The 13,774-nt window shown below is 67.9% G+C and carries 14 protein-coding genes and 1 tRNA gene; 10 read left to right on the top strand and 5 right to left on the bottom strand.

Annotated features, from left to right (window positions below):
- Nucleotides 1-7 precede the first annotated feature (7 nt).
- Together H5407_RS02335 and H5407_RS02340 are read left to right on the top strand one after the other, a co-directional pair.
- Nucleotides 8-820 (top strand): FTR1 family protein, encoded by an 813-nt coding sequence (locus H5407_RS02335; protein ID WP_183102798.1) that lies wholly within the window; start codon nucleotides 8-10, stop codon nucleotides 818-820.
- Nucleotides 817-2,229: a 4Fe-4S binding protein gene (locus tag H5407_RS02340; RefSeq protein WP_255501024.1), complete on the top strand. Its 1,413-nt coding sequence runs from the start codon at nucleotides 817-819 to the stop codon at nucleotides 2,227-2,229. The genes H5407_RS02335 and H5407_RS02340 overlap by 4 nt, the downstream gene beginning before the upstream one ends.
- Nucleotides 2,230-2,292: 63 nt before the next feature.
- Here the strand turns inward: H5407_RS02340 and H5407_RS02345 are convergent, their stop codons facing one another.
- From H5407_RS02345 to radC, 3 genes are all read right to left on the bottom strand, one after another.
- Nucleotides 2,293-2,943, bottom strand: coding sequence for a hypothetical protein (locus H5407_RS02345; protein ID WP_183102799.1), 651 nt, complete (start codon nucleotides 2,941-2,943; stop codon nucleotides 2,293-2,295).
- Nucleotides 2,944-3,196: 253 nt separating this feature from the next.
- Nucleotides 3,197-3,853: a Smr/MutS family protein gene (locus H5407_RS02350; RefSeq protein ID WP_183102800.1), complete on the bottom strand. Its 657-nt coding sequence runs from the start codon at nucleotides 3,851-3,853 to the stop codon at nucleotides 3,197-3,199.
- Nucleotide 3,854: 1 nt separating this feature from the next.
- On the bottom strand, nucleotides 3,855-4,526 hold the full coding sequence (gene radC / locus H5407_RS02355; RefSeq protein ID WP_183102801.1) for a DNA repair protein RadC: 672 nt from the start codon (nucleotides 4,524-4,526) through the stop codon (nucleotides 3,855-3,857).
- 149 nt (nucleotides 4,527-4,675) lie between these two features.
- On the opposite strand from radC, the gene H5407_RS02360 reads away from it, so the two are divergent.
- The 8 genes from H5407_RS02360 to H5407_RS02395 all read left to right on the top strand — a co-directional run bounded on the left by H5407_RS02360 (nucleotide 4,676) and on the right by H5407_RS02395 (nucleotide 11,360).
- A complete protein-coding gene (locus H5407_RS02360; protein WP_183102802.1) occupies nucleotides 4,676-5,119 on the top strand; it encodes a peptidylprolyl isomerase in 444 nt (147 codons plus the stop codon).
- A gap of 14 nt (nucleotides 5,120-5,133) precedes the next feature.
- A complete protein-coding gene (gene ispH / locus H5407_RS02365) occupies nucleotides 5,134-6,102 on the top strand; it encodes a 4-hydroxy-3-methylbut-2-enyl diphosphate reductase (protein ID WP_255501026.1) in 969 nt (322 codons plus the stop codon).
- Nucleotides 6,103-6,205: 103 nt separating this feature from the next.
- Nucleotides 6,206-7,501, top strand: coding sequence for a serine--tRNA ligase (gene serS / locus H5407_RS02370; RefSeq protein WP_183102804.1), 1,296 nt, complete (start codon nucleotides 6,206-6,208; stop codon nucleotides 7,499-7,501).
- Between the two features lie 96 nt (nucleotides 7,502-7,597).
- Nucleotides 7,598-7,688 (top strand) — tRNA-Ser (locus tag H5407_RS02375).
- A gap of 208 nt (nucleotides 7,689-7,896) precedes the next feature.
- The gene (locus tag H5407_RS02380; protein ID WP_183102805.1) at nucleotides 7,897-8,817 is read left to right on the top strand and encodes a hypothetical protein; all 921 of its coding nucleotides are present in this window, start codon (nucleotides 7,897-7,899) and stop codon (nucleotides 8,815-8,817) included.
- A 214-nt stretch (nucleotides 8,818-9,031) separates the two neighbouring features.
- Nucleotides 9,032-9,298, top strand: coding sequence for a hypothetical protein (locus tag H5407_RS02385; RefSeq protein ID WP_183102806.1), 267 nt, complete (start codon nucleotides 9,032-9,034; stop codon nucleotides 9,296-9,298).
- Nucleotides 9,299-9,474: 176 nt separating this feature from the next.
- A complete protein-coding gene (locus H5407_RS02390) occupies nucleotides 9,475-10,548 on the top strand; it encodes a sensor histidine kinase (protein ID WP_183102807.1) in 1,074 nt (357 codons plus the stop codon).
- Complete coding sequence (locus H5407_RS02395; RefSeq protein ID WP_183102808.1) at nucleotides 10,545-11,360, top strand: LytTR family DNA-binding domain-containing protein; 816 nt, start codon at nucleotides 10,545-10,547, stop codon at nucleotides 11,358-11,360. The genes H5407_RS02390 and H5407_RS02395 overlap by 4 nt, the downstream gene beginning before the upstream one ends.
- 90 nt (nucleotides 11,361-11,450) lie before the next feature.
- Here H5407_RS02395 and H5407_RS02400 read toward each other — a convergent pair whose 3' ends face one another.
- Together H5407_RS02400 and H5407_RS02405 are read right to left on the bottom strand one after the other, a co-directional pair.
- Nucleotides 11,451-11,633, bottom strand: a complete 183-nt coding sequence (locus H5407_RS02400) for a hypothetical protein (RefSeq protein WP_183102809.1) — start codon at nucleotides 11,631-11,633, stop codon at nucleotides 11,451-11,453.
- Nucleotides 11,634-11,780: 147 nt separating this feature from the next.
- Entirely contained in the window at nucleotides 11,781-13,589 is a 1,809-nt protein-coding gene (locus H5407_RS02405) for an aminopeptidase P family protein (RefSeq protein ID WP_183102810.1), read from the bottom strand.
- Nucleotides 13,590-13,774 lie beyond the last annotated feature (185 nt).

Genomic DNA, 13,774 nt, shown 5'->3' on the forward strand with positions numbered 1-13,774 from the left:
GTCCCGCATGCTGGCGTCCTTCATCATCGTCTGGCGGGAAAGCCTGGAGGCTCTGCTGGTGCTGGCCATCCTCCTGGCCTGGGTGGCCGAGCAGCCCGGGGCTTCGCGGCTGCGGCGCCGGATCGGTCTGGGTGCGGTCCTGGGCCTGCTGCTGTCCGTCCTGCTGGCGGGCCTGACCCTGGGCGCCAGCCGCTGGATGCAGGGCGAGGCGCTCGACGCCTTCCAGGCCGGGGCGGCCCTTTTCGCGGCCCTGCTGGTGTTGCAGATGCTGGCCTGGATGCGTCGCCACGGCACAGGCATGAAGGCGTCCTTGCGGGCGCGGGCCGGTCAGACAGGGCAGGGCGGCGGCCTCGCACTGATGGTGGCTCTGACCATCGCCCGCGAAGGCTGCGAGGCGGCCATCTTTCTCACCGGGCAGCTGGGCAGCGCGTCCTCGCTGCTGCCGGCACTGGGCGGCGCCGCGCTGGGCCTGGGGCTGGCGCTGGCCTGCCTGACTCTGCTGGAACGTGGCGCCCGCTGGTTGCGGGGCCCGCTGCTGTTCCGCGTGGCCGAAGGGCTGCTGCTGATGCTGGCCTTCTCCATGCTGGTGCAGGGCGTGGAGCGCCTGCTGGCGATGGACTGGCTGCCCAGCGGCCTGGACCCACTCTGGGACAGCTCGGCCTGGTTGCCAGACACGCAGGGTCTCGGCCATGGCCTGGCCCAACTGGTGGGCTACCGGGATCGACCCAGTGCCTGCCTGGCGGGCTTCTATGCGGGCTTTGCGCTGCTGGCCGTGCTGCTGCTGCGCCACGCCGGACGGCACCGGGAATGCCGGCGATGAGCCGGCGCCTCATCCCCATCGCCGTCAGTCCGGCAGCACAGCCGCCGGCGGGCATCGATGGCGTTGCCCGCTGGGGCGAGGCCCTGCGCCGCCACCGTGGCTGGGTCCTGTGCCTGCAATGGGCCGTCGTGCTGCTGTATCTCACCCTGGTGATCCTGCCCGTGCTGCTGCCGCCGCCGCCGGAGTCGGCCCGGTTGCTGGACCACCTCACGCTCTTCGCCCAGTTCCTGTTCTGGGGGATCTGGTGGCCCTTTGTCATCCTCAGCGTGATGCTGTCGGGCCGCCTGTGGTGCGGCACGCTGTGCCCCGAGGGCACACTCACCGAATGGGCCAGCCGGCATGGCCTGGGGCGCAGCATTCCTCGCTGGTTGCGCTGGGGCGGATGGCCCTTGCTCGCCTTTGTCTGGACCACGGTGTGGGGGCAGCTGATCAGCGTCTACGAATACCCGCGGGCCACGCTGCTGATCCTGGGCGGCTCCACCGTGCTGGCCATGGGCGTCGGTTGGGTCTACGGGCGGGGCAAGCGGGTCTGGTGCCGCTACCTGTGCCCGGTCAGCGGTGTCTTCGGCCTGCTGGCGCGGCTGGCGCCCCTGCATTACCGGGCCGACGCGGCCGCCTGGCGCGCCCATGCCGGCCCCGCCCAGCGGGTGGATTGCCCGCCCTTGCTGGACCTGCGTCATCTCGATGCCGCGGCGGACTGCCATGCTTGCGGCCGCTGCAGCGGCCATCGCCAGGCCATTGCCCTTCGCGGCCGCTGGCCCGGCGCCGAGCTGCTGCAGTCTGCTCGAGACCCACAGGCCCGGCTCCAAGCCGCGCTGCTGCTGGTTTACGGGCTCTTCGGGGTTGCGCTGGCCGCTTTCCAGTGGAGTGGCAGCCCGCTTTGGGTCGCCTTGAAGCAGGCCGCCGTGGATGCCGTGCTGGAAGGTGGTCTTGGGCTCTGGCTGCTGGAGGACACGGCACCGTGGTGGCTGCTGACCCACGAACCGCAGGCCCAGGACGTGTTCCTGTGGATCGATGGCCTGTGCATCCTCGTCTACATCGGAACGGCCACCGTGCTGGTGGGTGGGCTCCTGCACCTGCTGTTGCGCATCGCGGCCCGCTGCAGCGGCCTGGACTGGGCACAACTGGCCCTGACGATGACACCGCTGGGGGCCATGACGCTGTTCGTCGGCCTCTCCCAGATGACCCTGAGCCAGCTGCGCACCGTCGGCCTTGCCTGGCCCTCCTTCGTCCTGGCGGCGCGCCTCGGTCTGCTGGGGGCTGCCACGCTGTGGAGCCTGGCGATCGCAGGCATGAACCTGAAGCGGGCGCCAGGGCAGGCGGCGGGGCGCTGGCTGGCCGGCCTGTTGCTGCTGACCTGTCTGTTGCTGATGGATGGCCTGTGGTGGCGCCATTTCGTGCACGCCTGAAGGCGGGGCAGGCCGCGGGTTCGCCTGCCCCCGCCCCGGATCAGCGGACGAAGCAACGCTCGATTACTGGACGTTGAAGACGAACTCCTGCTCGAAGGTCTGGTTGCCTCGGCATTGGTATGCGCCCAGGGCCGCTTGCACCGCGTTCTGCAGGGCACGGCGGGTGCGAGCGTCCATGCCGCCCGCCAGGCTCAGGAACTCCACCTCGGCCACGCGGCCGGCCACAAGCCTTGCCTGGACCTTGAGCGAGGCGCGCCCGCTCCAGTTCACTGCCGGCATCTCGGGCATGGCCATCACGTCGCATACGGCTTCAGCGCGCAGCGGGCCGACCATGGGCGGCGTGACGGTCTGGCCCTGGCCTGTCTGCGCGGGCTTGCTGCCGGTACCCGGCTGAACATCGCTGTTGGGCGGGGTCTCGGTGACACCGGTGATGGTGGGTTGAACCTGGGTCTGTTCGATGTGGATTTCCCGCTGAGGAATCAGGTCAGGTTTGACCGTATCGAAGACGGGCTTGGGCGGCTCCAGGGGCGGGGGCTCCAGCTTGACCGTCTTGTCCGGCTTGTCGATGAACACTGCCGGTGCTTGTTCCTTCTTCGTGAAATGGGTGGCGAGGCCAGAGGCCAGTCCCCAGATGATCAGGGCATGGGTCAGGATGACCAGGCTGATGCCTTTGACGCTCCTCTTCGGGAGTTCCAGGGTATGCAAGTCGCTCATGTGCGGTCCTCTCAGGAATGGGGTCAATGAGAACAACACGGTGGCACCGTCCCGGGCGGTCGCCTGGCGGGCCGCCGGGAAAACCTCCCGTCGGTGCATGCCGCAGGGCCAGACTAGCGAGGAAGCTGAATGGGCGTCAATCCGTAACGCCGCGGAGGGCCGTCTTCGGGTCCGATTGTGGTCCGGCATCGACAGCCGGCCGCCTTGCAAGCTGGCGTTCAGCGTGGACCGGGATGCTGGGCGGCTTTGGCCTTCAGCTGCCGTTGAGTAGCACCATCAGGGCGCCTGCGCCGCCGTCGCTGGGACGGGCCTGGACGAAGGCCAGCACCTCCTGCTTCTGCACCAGCCAACGCCTCACCCGGGTCTTGAGCACCGGCTCCCGGCCGGGCGATCCATTGCCCTTGCCATGCACTACCCGCACGCAGCGCATACCGCGGCGTGCACTGTCGTGGATGAAACTGCCCAGGGCCTCGCGTGCCTGGTCGCGCCGCAAGCCATGGAGGTCAATCTGCGCCTGCAGGGCCCAATGGCCCCGGCGCAGCTTGCGCACCACCTCCAGGCTGACTTCGGGGCGCCGGAACGACAGGGTCTCGTCGGTTTCCAGCAGGGATTCGACATCGAAGTCGTCCGACAGGGCCTGGCGCAGCACAGCCTGTTCGTCGAGCTCGCGCTGCCGAGGCTCTGGCAGGGGCGGTGCGGCGTTCAGCAGCACACGGCCGGTGTCAGGCAACTGGGTCACGGGGCCCACGCTCAGCTCGAAGAGCCGGGCCTCCCGCTCCAACAGGCGCCGCCGCGCGGCCTCGCGCTCCTGGCGGACTTCTTCCTCGCGCTGGCGGCGTTGCAGCTCCTTGTGCAGTTGACCGAGGTCCTGGAGGCTTTGCAGCGCGGGGGGGACGGGCTTGCGGCGCATGTCAGATCAGGCCCCGCTCGGCCATGGAGACCGACTGGCCGGCCGCCACGACGATGTGGTCCAGCACGCGCACCTCCACCAGGGCCAGGGCCTTGATGAGCTGCTGCGTCAGCAGTTCATCGGACTTGGACGGCTCGGCCACGCCCGAGGGATGGTTGTGCGCCAGGATCAGCGCCGCGGCGCCCAGAGCCAGTGCGCGCTTGGCGACCTCGCGGGGGTAGACATTGGCCTGGGTGAGGGTGCCGTGAAAAAGTACTTCCATGCGGATGAGGCGGTGCTGGGCGTCGAGGAACAGGACGGCGAAGGCTTCGTGGTCCAGGTGGGCCAGTTGCAGCTGAAGATAGGCCCGCACCGCATGGGGGGCCTCAAAGCTGGTGCTGCGCTGAAGTCGGGCCTGAAGAGTGCGGTCCGCGATCTCGAGGACGGCCGCCAGCTCGGCACGGCGGGCAGGCCCCAGGCCCTTGACGGACTTGAGAGCCTGGGCGTCGGCGTGCATGAGCCCGGCCAGGCCTCCGAAGCGGTCGAGCAGTTCCTGGGACAGGTTCAGCACCGGCTTGCCCTTGAGCCCGGTGCCCAGCAGCAGGGCCAGCAACTCGGCGTCAGCCAGGGCCGAGGCGCCTCGGGCCAGGAGCTTCTCGCGGGGCCGGGCGGCGGCGGGGAGTTCATGCAGCATGTGAGCAGAAGGAGAAGCGAGGCGCCTGGCGCAAGGGCTTGCGCTGGACCAAGGAAATGAAAGGAATGTGGGTTCGGGCGGGCTCGCATTGTCGTCCAGCCTAAAATCCACCACAGCGACAAAGAGACCGGCCTGAACGCCGGGACAGCATGAACCTCATCCAACAAGGGTCCTTTTTAACCCTGCACTACCGTCTGGCCGGCCCTGACGGCGCTGATATTGTCAATACCTTTGACGACAAGCCTGCTACGCTCTCCATGGGCGCCGGCCAGTTGGCGCCTGCCATCGAGGCCCGGCTGATCGGCCTGGCAGAGGGCGCGCACACCCGCTTCGAGCTGGAGGCCGGTGAGGCCTTTGGCGAGCGCAACCCGGAGATGCTGCAGCGCGTGAAGCGCACCCTCCTGGACGAGCTGGGCGATCCGGACCAGACCTACTCGGTGGGCGACGTGATCGAGTTCCCCACACCTGACGGCACGGGCAGCTACGCGGGCCTGGTGCGCGAGGTCGGCGAGGACTGGTTGCTGTTCGACTTCAACCACCCGCTGGCTGGCCAGCCCGTGAGCTTTGAAGTGCAGATCATCGGGGTGCTGTGATGAGTGAGCAGGCCTTGCAATCTCTCGGGGAAGTCTTGCTGGCCGAGCCGCGCGGCTTCTGTGCCGGTGTGGACCGCGCCATCGAGATCGTCGAGCGCGCCCTCCAGAAGTTCGGCGCGCCCATCTACGTGCGCCACGAGATCGTGCACAACACCTTTGTCGTCAACGACCTGAAGTCCAAGGGTGCCATCTTCATCGAGGACTTGGCGGACGTGCCGCCGGGCGCCACCCTGGTCTTCAGCGCCCATGGCGTCAGCCAGGCGGTGCGCCAGGAGGCGGCCCAGCGCGGCTTCCAGGTCTATGACGCCACCTGCCCGCTGGTCACCAAGGTGCATGTGGAGGTGGCCAAGCTGCACCGCGAGGGCTACGAGTTCATCATGATCGGCCACAAGGGTCACCCCGAGGTCGAGGGCACCATGGGCCAGCTCAGCGATGGCATCTATCTCGTGGAAGAGGTGGCTGACGTGGCCCATGTGCGCGTGAAGGACCCCTCCAGGCTGGCCGTGGTCACTCAGACCACACTCAGCGTGGATGACGCTGCCGAGATTCTGGCCGCGGTGAAGAAGCATTTCCCCGAGGTCCGCGAGCCCAAGAAGCAGGACATCTGCTACGCCACCCAGAACCGCCAGGACGCCGTCAAGCTGCTGGCTCCGCAGGTGGATGTGGTGGTGGTGGTGGGCAGCCCCACCAGCTCCAACAGCAACCGGCTGCGTGAGCTGGCCGAGCGACTGGGCACGCCGGCCTATATGGTCGATGGCGCCGAGGACCTGAAGGCCGCCTGGTTCGAGGGCCGCCAGCGTGTGGGCCTGACGGCCGGCGCCTCGGCACCCGATGTGCTGGTTCAGGCCGTGATCGCCCGTTTGCGCGACCTGGGCGCCACCGCCGTGCGCAGCCTGCCGGGCGTGGAGGAGCATGTGCGCTTCCCGCTGCCCCTGGGCCTGGGCGACAAGTCCATGGCCGAGCATGCGGCGTCCCGATCTTGACGCCGGCCGCTCCCTGATCGGCCTCCTAGGCCATTTTTCGCGCGGGCGCGTCCGAGTTGGTCGGCCCGCTGCCTAGAATTCCCTCCCCGAGACGAGGACCCCCATGCTTGACCTGACCCTGTTGCGCAAGGACCTGGACGCCGTGATCGCGCGTCTGCAGAGCCGCAAGAATCCCCAGACCTTCCTGGACGTCGAACGCTTCAAGGCCCTGGAGGCCGAGCGCAAGGCCGTTCAGACCCGTACCGAAGAGCTGCAGGCGCGCCGCAATGCGCTGTCCAAGCAGATCGGCATGAAGAAGGGCAAGGGCGAGGACGCCTCGGCCGAGATGGCGGAGGTGGGCGGCATCGGCGACGAGCAAAAGGCCGGCGCCGAGCGCCTGGACGCCATCCAGCAGGAGTTGCACGCCATGCTGATGAGCGTGCCCAACCTGCCGCATGAGTCGGTGCCCGTGGGCGCCGATGAATCCGGCAATGTCGAGGTGCGCCGCTGGGGCACGCCCAAGACCTTTGATTTCGAGCTGAAGGACCACGTGGACCTGGGCGCGCCCCTGGGCCTGGACTTCGAGACCGGCGCCAAGCTCAGCGGCTCGCGCTTCACCTTCCTGAAGGGCCAGGCGGCCCGCCTGCACCGCGCCTTGGCGCAGTTCATGCTGGACGTGCAGACCGGCGAGCACGGCTACACCGAGTGCTACACGCCCTACATCGTCAACCGCGAGGTGCTGGAGGGCACGGGCCAGTTGCCCAAGTTCAAGGAAGACATGTTCTGGGTGCTGCGCGGCGGTGACGACGAGGCGGCCGAGCAGTACCTGATCTCGACCTCCGAGATCTCGCTGACCAACACCGTGCGCGAGCAAGTGCTGGACGCCGCCCAACTGCCCATCAAGCTGACGGCCCACAGCCCTTGCTTCCGCTCCGAGGCCGGCAGCGCCGGCCGCGACACCCGCGGCCTGATCCGCCAGCATCAGTTCGACAAGGTCGAGATGGTGCAGATCGTCCACCCCGAGAAGAGCTACGAGGCCCTGGACGAGATGGTGGGGCACGCCGAGGCCATCCTGCAGAAGCTGGGCCTGCCGTATCGCGTGATGAGCCTGTGCACGGGCGATATGGGCTTTGGCGCCGCCAAGACCTTTGACCTGGAAGTGTGGGTACCGGCCCAGGGTGTGTACCGTGAGATCAGCTCCTGCTCCAACTGCGAGGCCTTCCAGGCGCGCCGCATGCAGGCCCGCTTCAAGAACGCCCAGGGCAAGAACGAGCTGGTGCACACCCTCAACGGCTCCGGCCTGGCCGTGGGCCGCACCCTGGTGGCCGTGCTGGAGAACTACCAGAACGGCGACGGCAGCATCACCGTGCCAGAAGCGCTGCGCCCCTACCTCGGCGGCCTGGACCTGCTGAAGCCCTGAATTTTTTCGCCTGCCAAGCTGAAAATGCTTGGTGAGCCGAAAAATGAAGCTATAATCATAGGCTCACTCGCAAACAACCACGCGAGCACCGAATCAGGAGAGGTGGCAGAGTGGTTGAATGTACCTGACTCGAAATCAGGCGTACGGTATCCCCGTACCGGGGGTTCGAATCCCCCCCTCTCCGCCAAGCAGTACGTAGAAATGGGCCCTTTGGGCCCATTTTTCGTTTCTGAGCCCTCGAGCCGTGGTGCCAGGTTCTGGCCTGCCGCCCTTGGTTCTGCGTGGGCGTCGTGTAAAACTTGTGCGCGCGGCTGACTTCGATGCCTGGTCAGGTGGTGCAAGGGGCCGGGCATCCTCTATCGTCCGCGACTGGATTGGTTTGCCAGGCGCGCCCGATGGCCTTGAAGTTGTTGCTGCTGTTCGCGATGGCCTGGCCCGGGCTGCTGAGCCAGGCCGCTGAGTCGGCCCCTTCGCCGGCGAGCGTCGCTAGGGCGTCGGTCGCATCGCAGGAGCGCCTGATCTGGGCCGGTGCGCCCTATGCGCCCATGGTCATCCGCGAAGGATCATTGCGCGGGCGCGGCTACGTGGACCGCATGCTGGCCGAGGTGCTGCAGCCCAGTCTGCCGCAGTTCAGCCACGAAACCCTGCATGTGTCTCCGATGCGCCTGGACCGCGAGCTGCGGGAATCGGACCAGGCGGTCTGCAGCGCGGCCTTCAGTCGCACGCCTTTGCGGATGACGCGCTATGCCTTCACTGCAGCCATCTTCAGGTTCCTGCCCGTGGGCGTGGTCATGCGGCGGGATCACGTTCTGGCACCGCCGCGACGGCCGCAGCCGCTGTCCCTTCAGGCGCTGCTGGACCGGGGCATGCGCCTGGGCCTTGTCGGCTATCGTGCCCATGGCGGGGCCGTGGACCTCATGCTGGGCGCCCATGCAGCGCAGGTGCAGCGCTTCGTCCTGAACACGTCCAATCAGTCCGTGCTGGCCATGCTAGCGCGCTCGCATGCCATGGACGCCACGCTGGTCTATGAGTTCGAGCTCAGCTACTTCAAGGCCCTGCAGCCCGAACTGGGCGAGCAGCTGGGGTGGTGGCCGTTGGAGGAGCTGGACGAGTCCCAGTTGTCCTACATCGCCTGTTCCGCCAATCCGGCGGGCCGGCGTGCGGTGCTGACCATCGACCGGCTGCTCGCTCAGCCGGGCGTTCGCGATCGACTGCAGTCGCTCTACGAGCAATGGCTGGATGAAGGCAGTCGTCGGCGGCTGAAGGAGCTGAGGCAGCGCATGGGGCCCTTGTTCTGGCGCGATCCAAAGGACTGACAGGCGCACGGCAGGCCGGCGTGTCCATCATTGATGAGGATGACCGCGCCACGATACGACCCCTATGCTCCCGCGAGCCCGCCCCAGGGGCATCGGATCGGCAGCGCACGCTCATCCCACTTTTGGGGGCCCCCGAAAGAGTTCTGCTGCCTGACCCCGCCCGGGAGGACAGTGGGGACTGCGGCCTGCTATCAGGGCCGCGATGGAGCAGGTCATGCATTTCAAGGAAGTCGACTACGGCAACTACCGCATCTTCGCCGGTGCCATCGAGCGCACGCGGGCGTACGGCTATGTTGCTGCCGTGGTGGTGATGCGCCTGGAGCACGGGCGTCCGCTGCATGAGGTCTTCAGAGATGAAAACATGGCGGGCGGCTACGGCTGGCCGTCCCCCGCGGAAGCCCTGCGACACGCGGTCCGCGAAGGGCAGCGCGCCGTCAGTAGCCGGCCGCCGCTGAGGCCTTGTGGCGCCCTCGTGGCCTGATCACGGCGGGGTCCGCGCTGGGCAAACCCCCCGGTACATCCCGACACCTCGTCGGTCCGCGAGCCGGGCAAGCGTATTTCAGGCTTGCCATACCGTCGCTCATCGCCTCCTTGGGGCTGGCGCCTTGGTGAGGGCGCGACGGGCGGCTATCGTCTCGCTCCATGCAATCGGAGAAGATGCCCCGCCCGCCCGTGCCCAGCCATGCTGAAGCCCGGCGCGCCTTCTTTGCCGAGCTGAATCCGCGCCGCGTCGGGGTTGCTCTGGCCCTTGGTGGCGTGGCCGCCGGCTTTCTCAATTCCATCTTCATCACGCCGTTCCCGGTCCTGCTGGGCCGGACGCTGTTCGTTGCCATCCTGGCGCTGATCGCCTTCCTCGCCGCGGGGCAGTGGCCGCGCCGCCTGCCGCGCTGGATTGAGCGGTGGCTGCTGCAGGTAATGGTGGTGGTGGTGGCGGTGCCGGTGGGCACGGCCATCGTCTACCTGGCTGCTGTCGGCGGTGATGTGGACCGGCTGCTGCAGAGCGAGGGACGCATCCTGGGCTTCCAGTGGATCGTGGGCTCCGGACTGCTCCTGGGCCCCCTGATCGCCCTGGGTGCGCTCTACCGCCAGCGCGACGCCGAGGCGCGTTCGCAGGCCCTGCGCTTCGAGCTGGAGCGCAGCGAGCTGGAGCGCCGTGCCCTGGATGTTCGCCTGCGATTGCTGCAGGCCCAGATCGAACCCCATTTTCTCTTTAACACCCTTGCCAATGTGCGCGCGCTGGTGGAGACCGGCTCGCCGCAGGCTGCGCCGGTGCTGCACAGCCTGATCGCCTATCTGCGCGCGGCCATGCCCCGCCTGCACGATGAGCTGGCCACACTGGGAGACGAGCTCGGCCTGGTGCGCGCCTATCTGGACCTCATGCACCTGCGCATGCCCGACCGCCTGCAGTTCAGCATCGAGGTGCCGGCCCCGCTGCACAGCTTGCGCTTCCCGCCGATGGCCTTGCTGACTCTTGTGGAGAACGCCGTCCGCCATGGCATCGATCCCAGCGAAGAAGGCGGCAGCATCGTGATCAGCGGTGAGAAGCAGGGGGCGCGGGTCGTGCTGGGCGTCACCGATACCGGCGTGGGCCTGGCGCAGTCCATGGGCACGGGCACAGGGCTGCGCAATCTGCGCGAGCGCCTGCAGGTGTTCTACGGGCCCTCGGCCGCGCTGGATTTGGCAGAGAATCAGCCGCATGGCCTGCGTGCCCAGATCCAGTTCAGCCCATGATTGCCGCCACCGCCCTGATCGCCGACGACGAACCCCTGCTGCGCGAAAGCCTCGGCCGGGCCCTGCAGCAACACTGGCCCGAGCTGACGGTGGTCGCCACCGCTCGAAACGGGCGCGAGGCGGTGGAGCTGTTCGAGATCCATTCACCAGACATCGTCTTTCTTGACGTTCACATGCCCGGCGTCAACGGCGTCGAGGCTGCGCGTCAGATCGGCCGCCGTGCGCAGCTGGTCTTCGTCACCGCCTATGAGCAGTACGCTGTGCAGGCCTTTGAGCAGGGAGCGCTGGACTACGTGGTCAAGCCGGTCGATGCGGCGCGCCTGGGTGACACCGTCAATCGTCTGCAGGAGCGTCTGCGCCAGCAGCGTGCCGGGCAGGCGCCTGCGGCCCCCGGCCTGGAGGCCATGATTGAGCAACTGGCCCAGCGCCTGGCGCAGGAGGGCAGCCTGCCCGTGGGGGCCCCACGCAGCGCACCTGTCGCCGGCGGCTACCTGCAATGGATCCGGGCCTCGGTGGGCAGCACCCTGCGCCTCATCCCGGTCGAGCAAATTCTCTTCATGCGCTCCGACGAGAAATACACGCTGGTGGTCTGGGAAGAGGGCGAGGCCTTGATCCGCACGCCCATCCGCGAACTGATCGAGCAACTCGATCCCCAGCATTTCGTGCAGGTGCACCGCTCGGTGGTGGTCAACCTGCATGCGATCAGCCATGTGACGCGCGGCCCGAACGAAACGGCGGACCTCCACCTGAAGAAGCGCAACGAGGTCTTGCCGGTCAGCCGCAGCTATCTGCATCTGTTCCGGCAGATGTGAGCCCGGCCAGTGGCGCCCTCTGGCGCTACCCGGCAAGCCTCGCTGGCTTCAAAACCGTGCCGGCTGGATCGCCAGCCTGAAACCGCCGGATCAGCGTGGCGCCGACTTGCCGTCCACCACCACGGTTTCCAGCCGCCACACAACCGGTGTACGGCCTTCCGGGGTGAAGAAGAGGGCGTCGATGATGCCCACCAGCGCCATCAGCAACAGCACCACCAGGAGTGCCGTGTGCAGGCCGCTATCGGAGAACTCATGCAGGGACTTGCTGGTCATGATGCGCTCCCGCCCTGCGGTGCATGGGCAGGGCTGACTCAAATCTAGCCCAAGTGAAGAACGGCTTCCAGTGCCCCAGGCGTCTCGGCACGCATGAAAAACGCGACCCGGAGGTCGCGTTATCAGGGGCCGGAGGCCGCGGGGCGCTCAGATCGCCTCGGTGCGGGTCATCAGCCAGTCCAGGGCCGGGCCTTGCACCAGCGGGCTCAGGCGGCGGCGCACCTCGGCGTGGTAGTGGTTCAGCCAGGCGGTCTCCTCGGCTGTCAGCAAGCTGGCTTCGATGCAGCGGGTGTCGATAGGGCACAGGGTGAGCGTCTCGAAGGCCAGCATCTCGCCGAAGGCGCCGTTCTCCGGCGTGGCCTGGGGCACGTTGAGCACCAGGTTCTCGATGCGCACGCCCCACTGGCCCGGGCGATAGATGCCGGGTTCAATGGAGGTGATCATCCCCACTTCCATCGCCATGTTCGGGTCCGCTAGGGTCTTGGAGATGTTCTGCGGGCCTTCGTGCACGTTCATGAAATAGCCCACGCCATGGCCGGTGCCGTGGCCGTAGTCCAGGCCATGTGCCCACATCGGCACGCGGGCGATGGCGTCCAGCATGGGGCCCAGGGTGCCGCGCGGGAACACGGCGCGCGAGAGTGCGATCGTGCCCTTGAGCACCAGGGTGTAGTCCCGCTTCTGTGCGGCGCCCACCTCGCCGACGGGCCAGACGCGGGTAATGTCGGTGGTGCCGCCAAGGTACTGGCCGCCGGAGTCGAGCAGCAGCAGGCCCTTGCCCTCGATCACCGCATGGGCGGCGGGCGTGGCACGGTAGTGGGGCAGGGCGCCGTTGGCATTGAAGCCGGCGATGGTGGAGAAGCTCAGGCCCACGAAGCCCGGGCGTTTGGCGCGCTCGGCGCTCAGGCGTTCGTCGATGGTGAGCTCGGTGATCCGCTCGCGGCCCAGGGCCTGCTCGAACCAGGCGTAGAACTCGCACATGGCGGCGCCGTCCTGCTCCATGCATTCGCGCACAAAGGCGGCTTCAGCCTCGGTCTTGCGGCTCTTGAAGAGGGTGCTGGGGTTGATGGCTTCGACCACGGCGCAGCCGGCGGGCACGGCCTCGCGCAGGCCCAGGGTCACGCGGCGCGGGTCCATCAGTACCACGGCGCTGGACGGGAGGGCGCGCAGGGCCTCGCCGGCCTCCTCGTAGCGACGCAGCTGAACGCCGTCGGCGGCCAGGCGGGCGGCCAGCTCCGCGGGGATCTTGCCTTCGGCGATGAAGATCGCGGCCTGGGTGGCGTCCAGCAGGGCGTGGGCGATGAAGACAGGATTGCACTCAACGTCGCTGCCGCGCAGATTGAAGAGCCAGGCCAGGTCATCGACGCTGGAAATGAAGTGATGGCTGGCGCCATGGCGGGTCATGGCGGCACGTACATCGGCCAGCTTGGCCGCGCGGCTCACGGTGGCCTGGGGCGGCAGGTGCTCATAGACCGGTGCGGCGGGCAGGCCGGGGCGGCCGTCCCAGACAGCCTGCACAATGTCGAGGCCCGTGGCCACCTGGATGCCCTTGGCGCCCAGCACGGCGCGCAACTGGTGGGCCAGGCCCAGGCCAAGCACCTGGCCGTCCACGGCCAGGGTCTGGCCGGCCTGCAGCGTGCCGCCGATCCAGTGCATGAAGTCGGGAGACACGGCGCTCATCACCTTGACCAGCTCGATGCCGGTACCGGCCAGCTCGACCTCGGCCTGCGTCCAGTAGCGGCTGTCAGCGAACAGGGCGGCGCGGTCCAGGCCGATCACCAGGGTGGCGACCGAACCGGTGAAACCCGAAAGCCACTGGCGGGCCTGCCAGCGTTCCGGCAGATATTCGGAAAGATGGGGGTCGGCCGAGGGCACCAGCAGGGCATGTGCGCCGGCAGCGCGGAGCTCGTCTCGAACGCGCGCGATGCGCAGGCTGATCTCGGAAGTGCGGGTGTCCATGGCTGTCTCCGGAGGCTGGACCGGCGTCATGGGCCGGTCCTGGATGGCGCGAGAAGTTCGTCGGCGGCGCGCAGGTCGTGCAGGCCGCGCAAACCAGGCATTCTAGAGATATGCCAGCGTCCGGCTATTCGTCAGGGGCGAACAGCCCTTCGTATCCGCGGGAAGCGGCTGGAATGCGCACAGTA

The sequence above is a fragment of the Mitsuaria sp. WAJ17 genome (genome assembly GCF_014174515.1).
Classification (GTDB): Bacteria; Pseudomonadota; Gammaproteobacteria; order Burkholderiales; family Burkholderiaceae_C; genus Roseateles_B.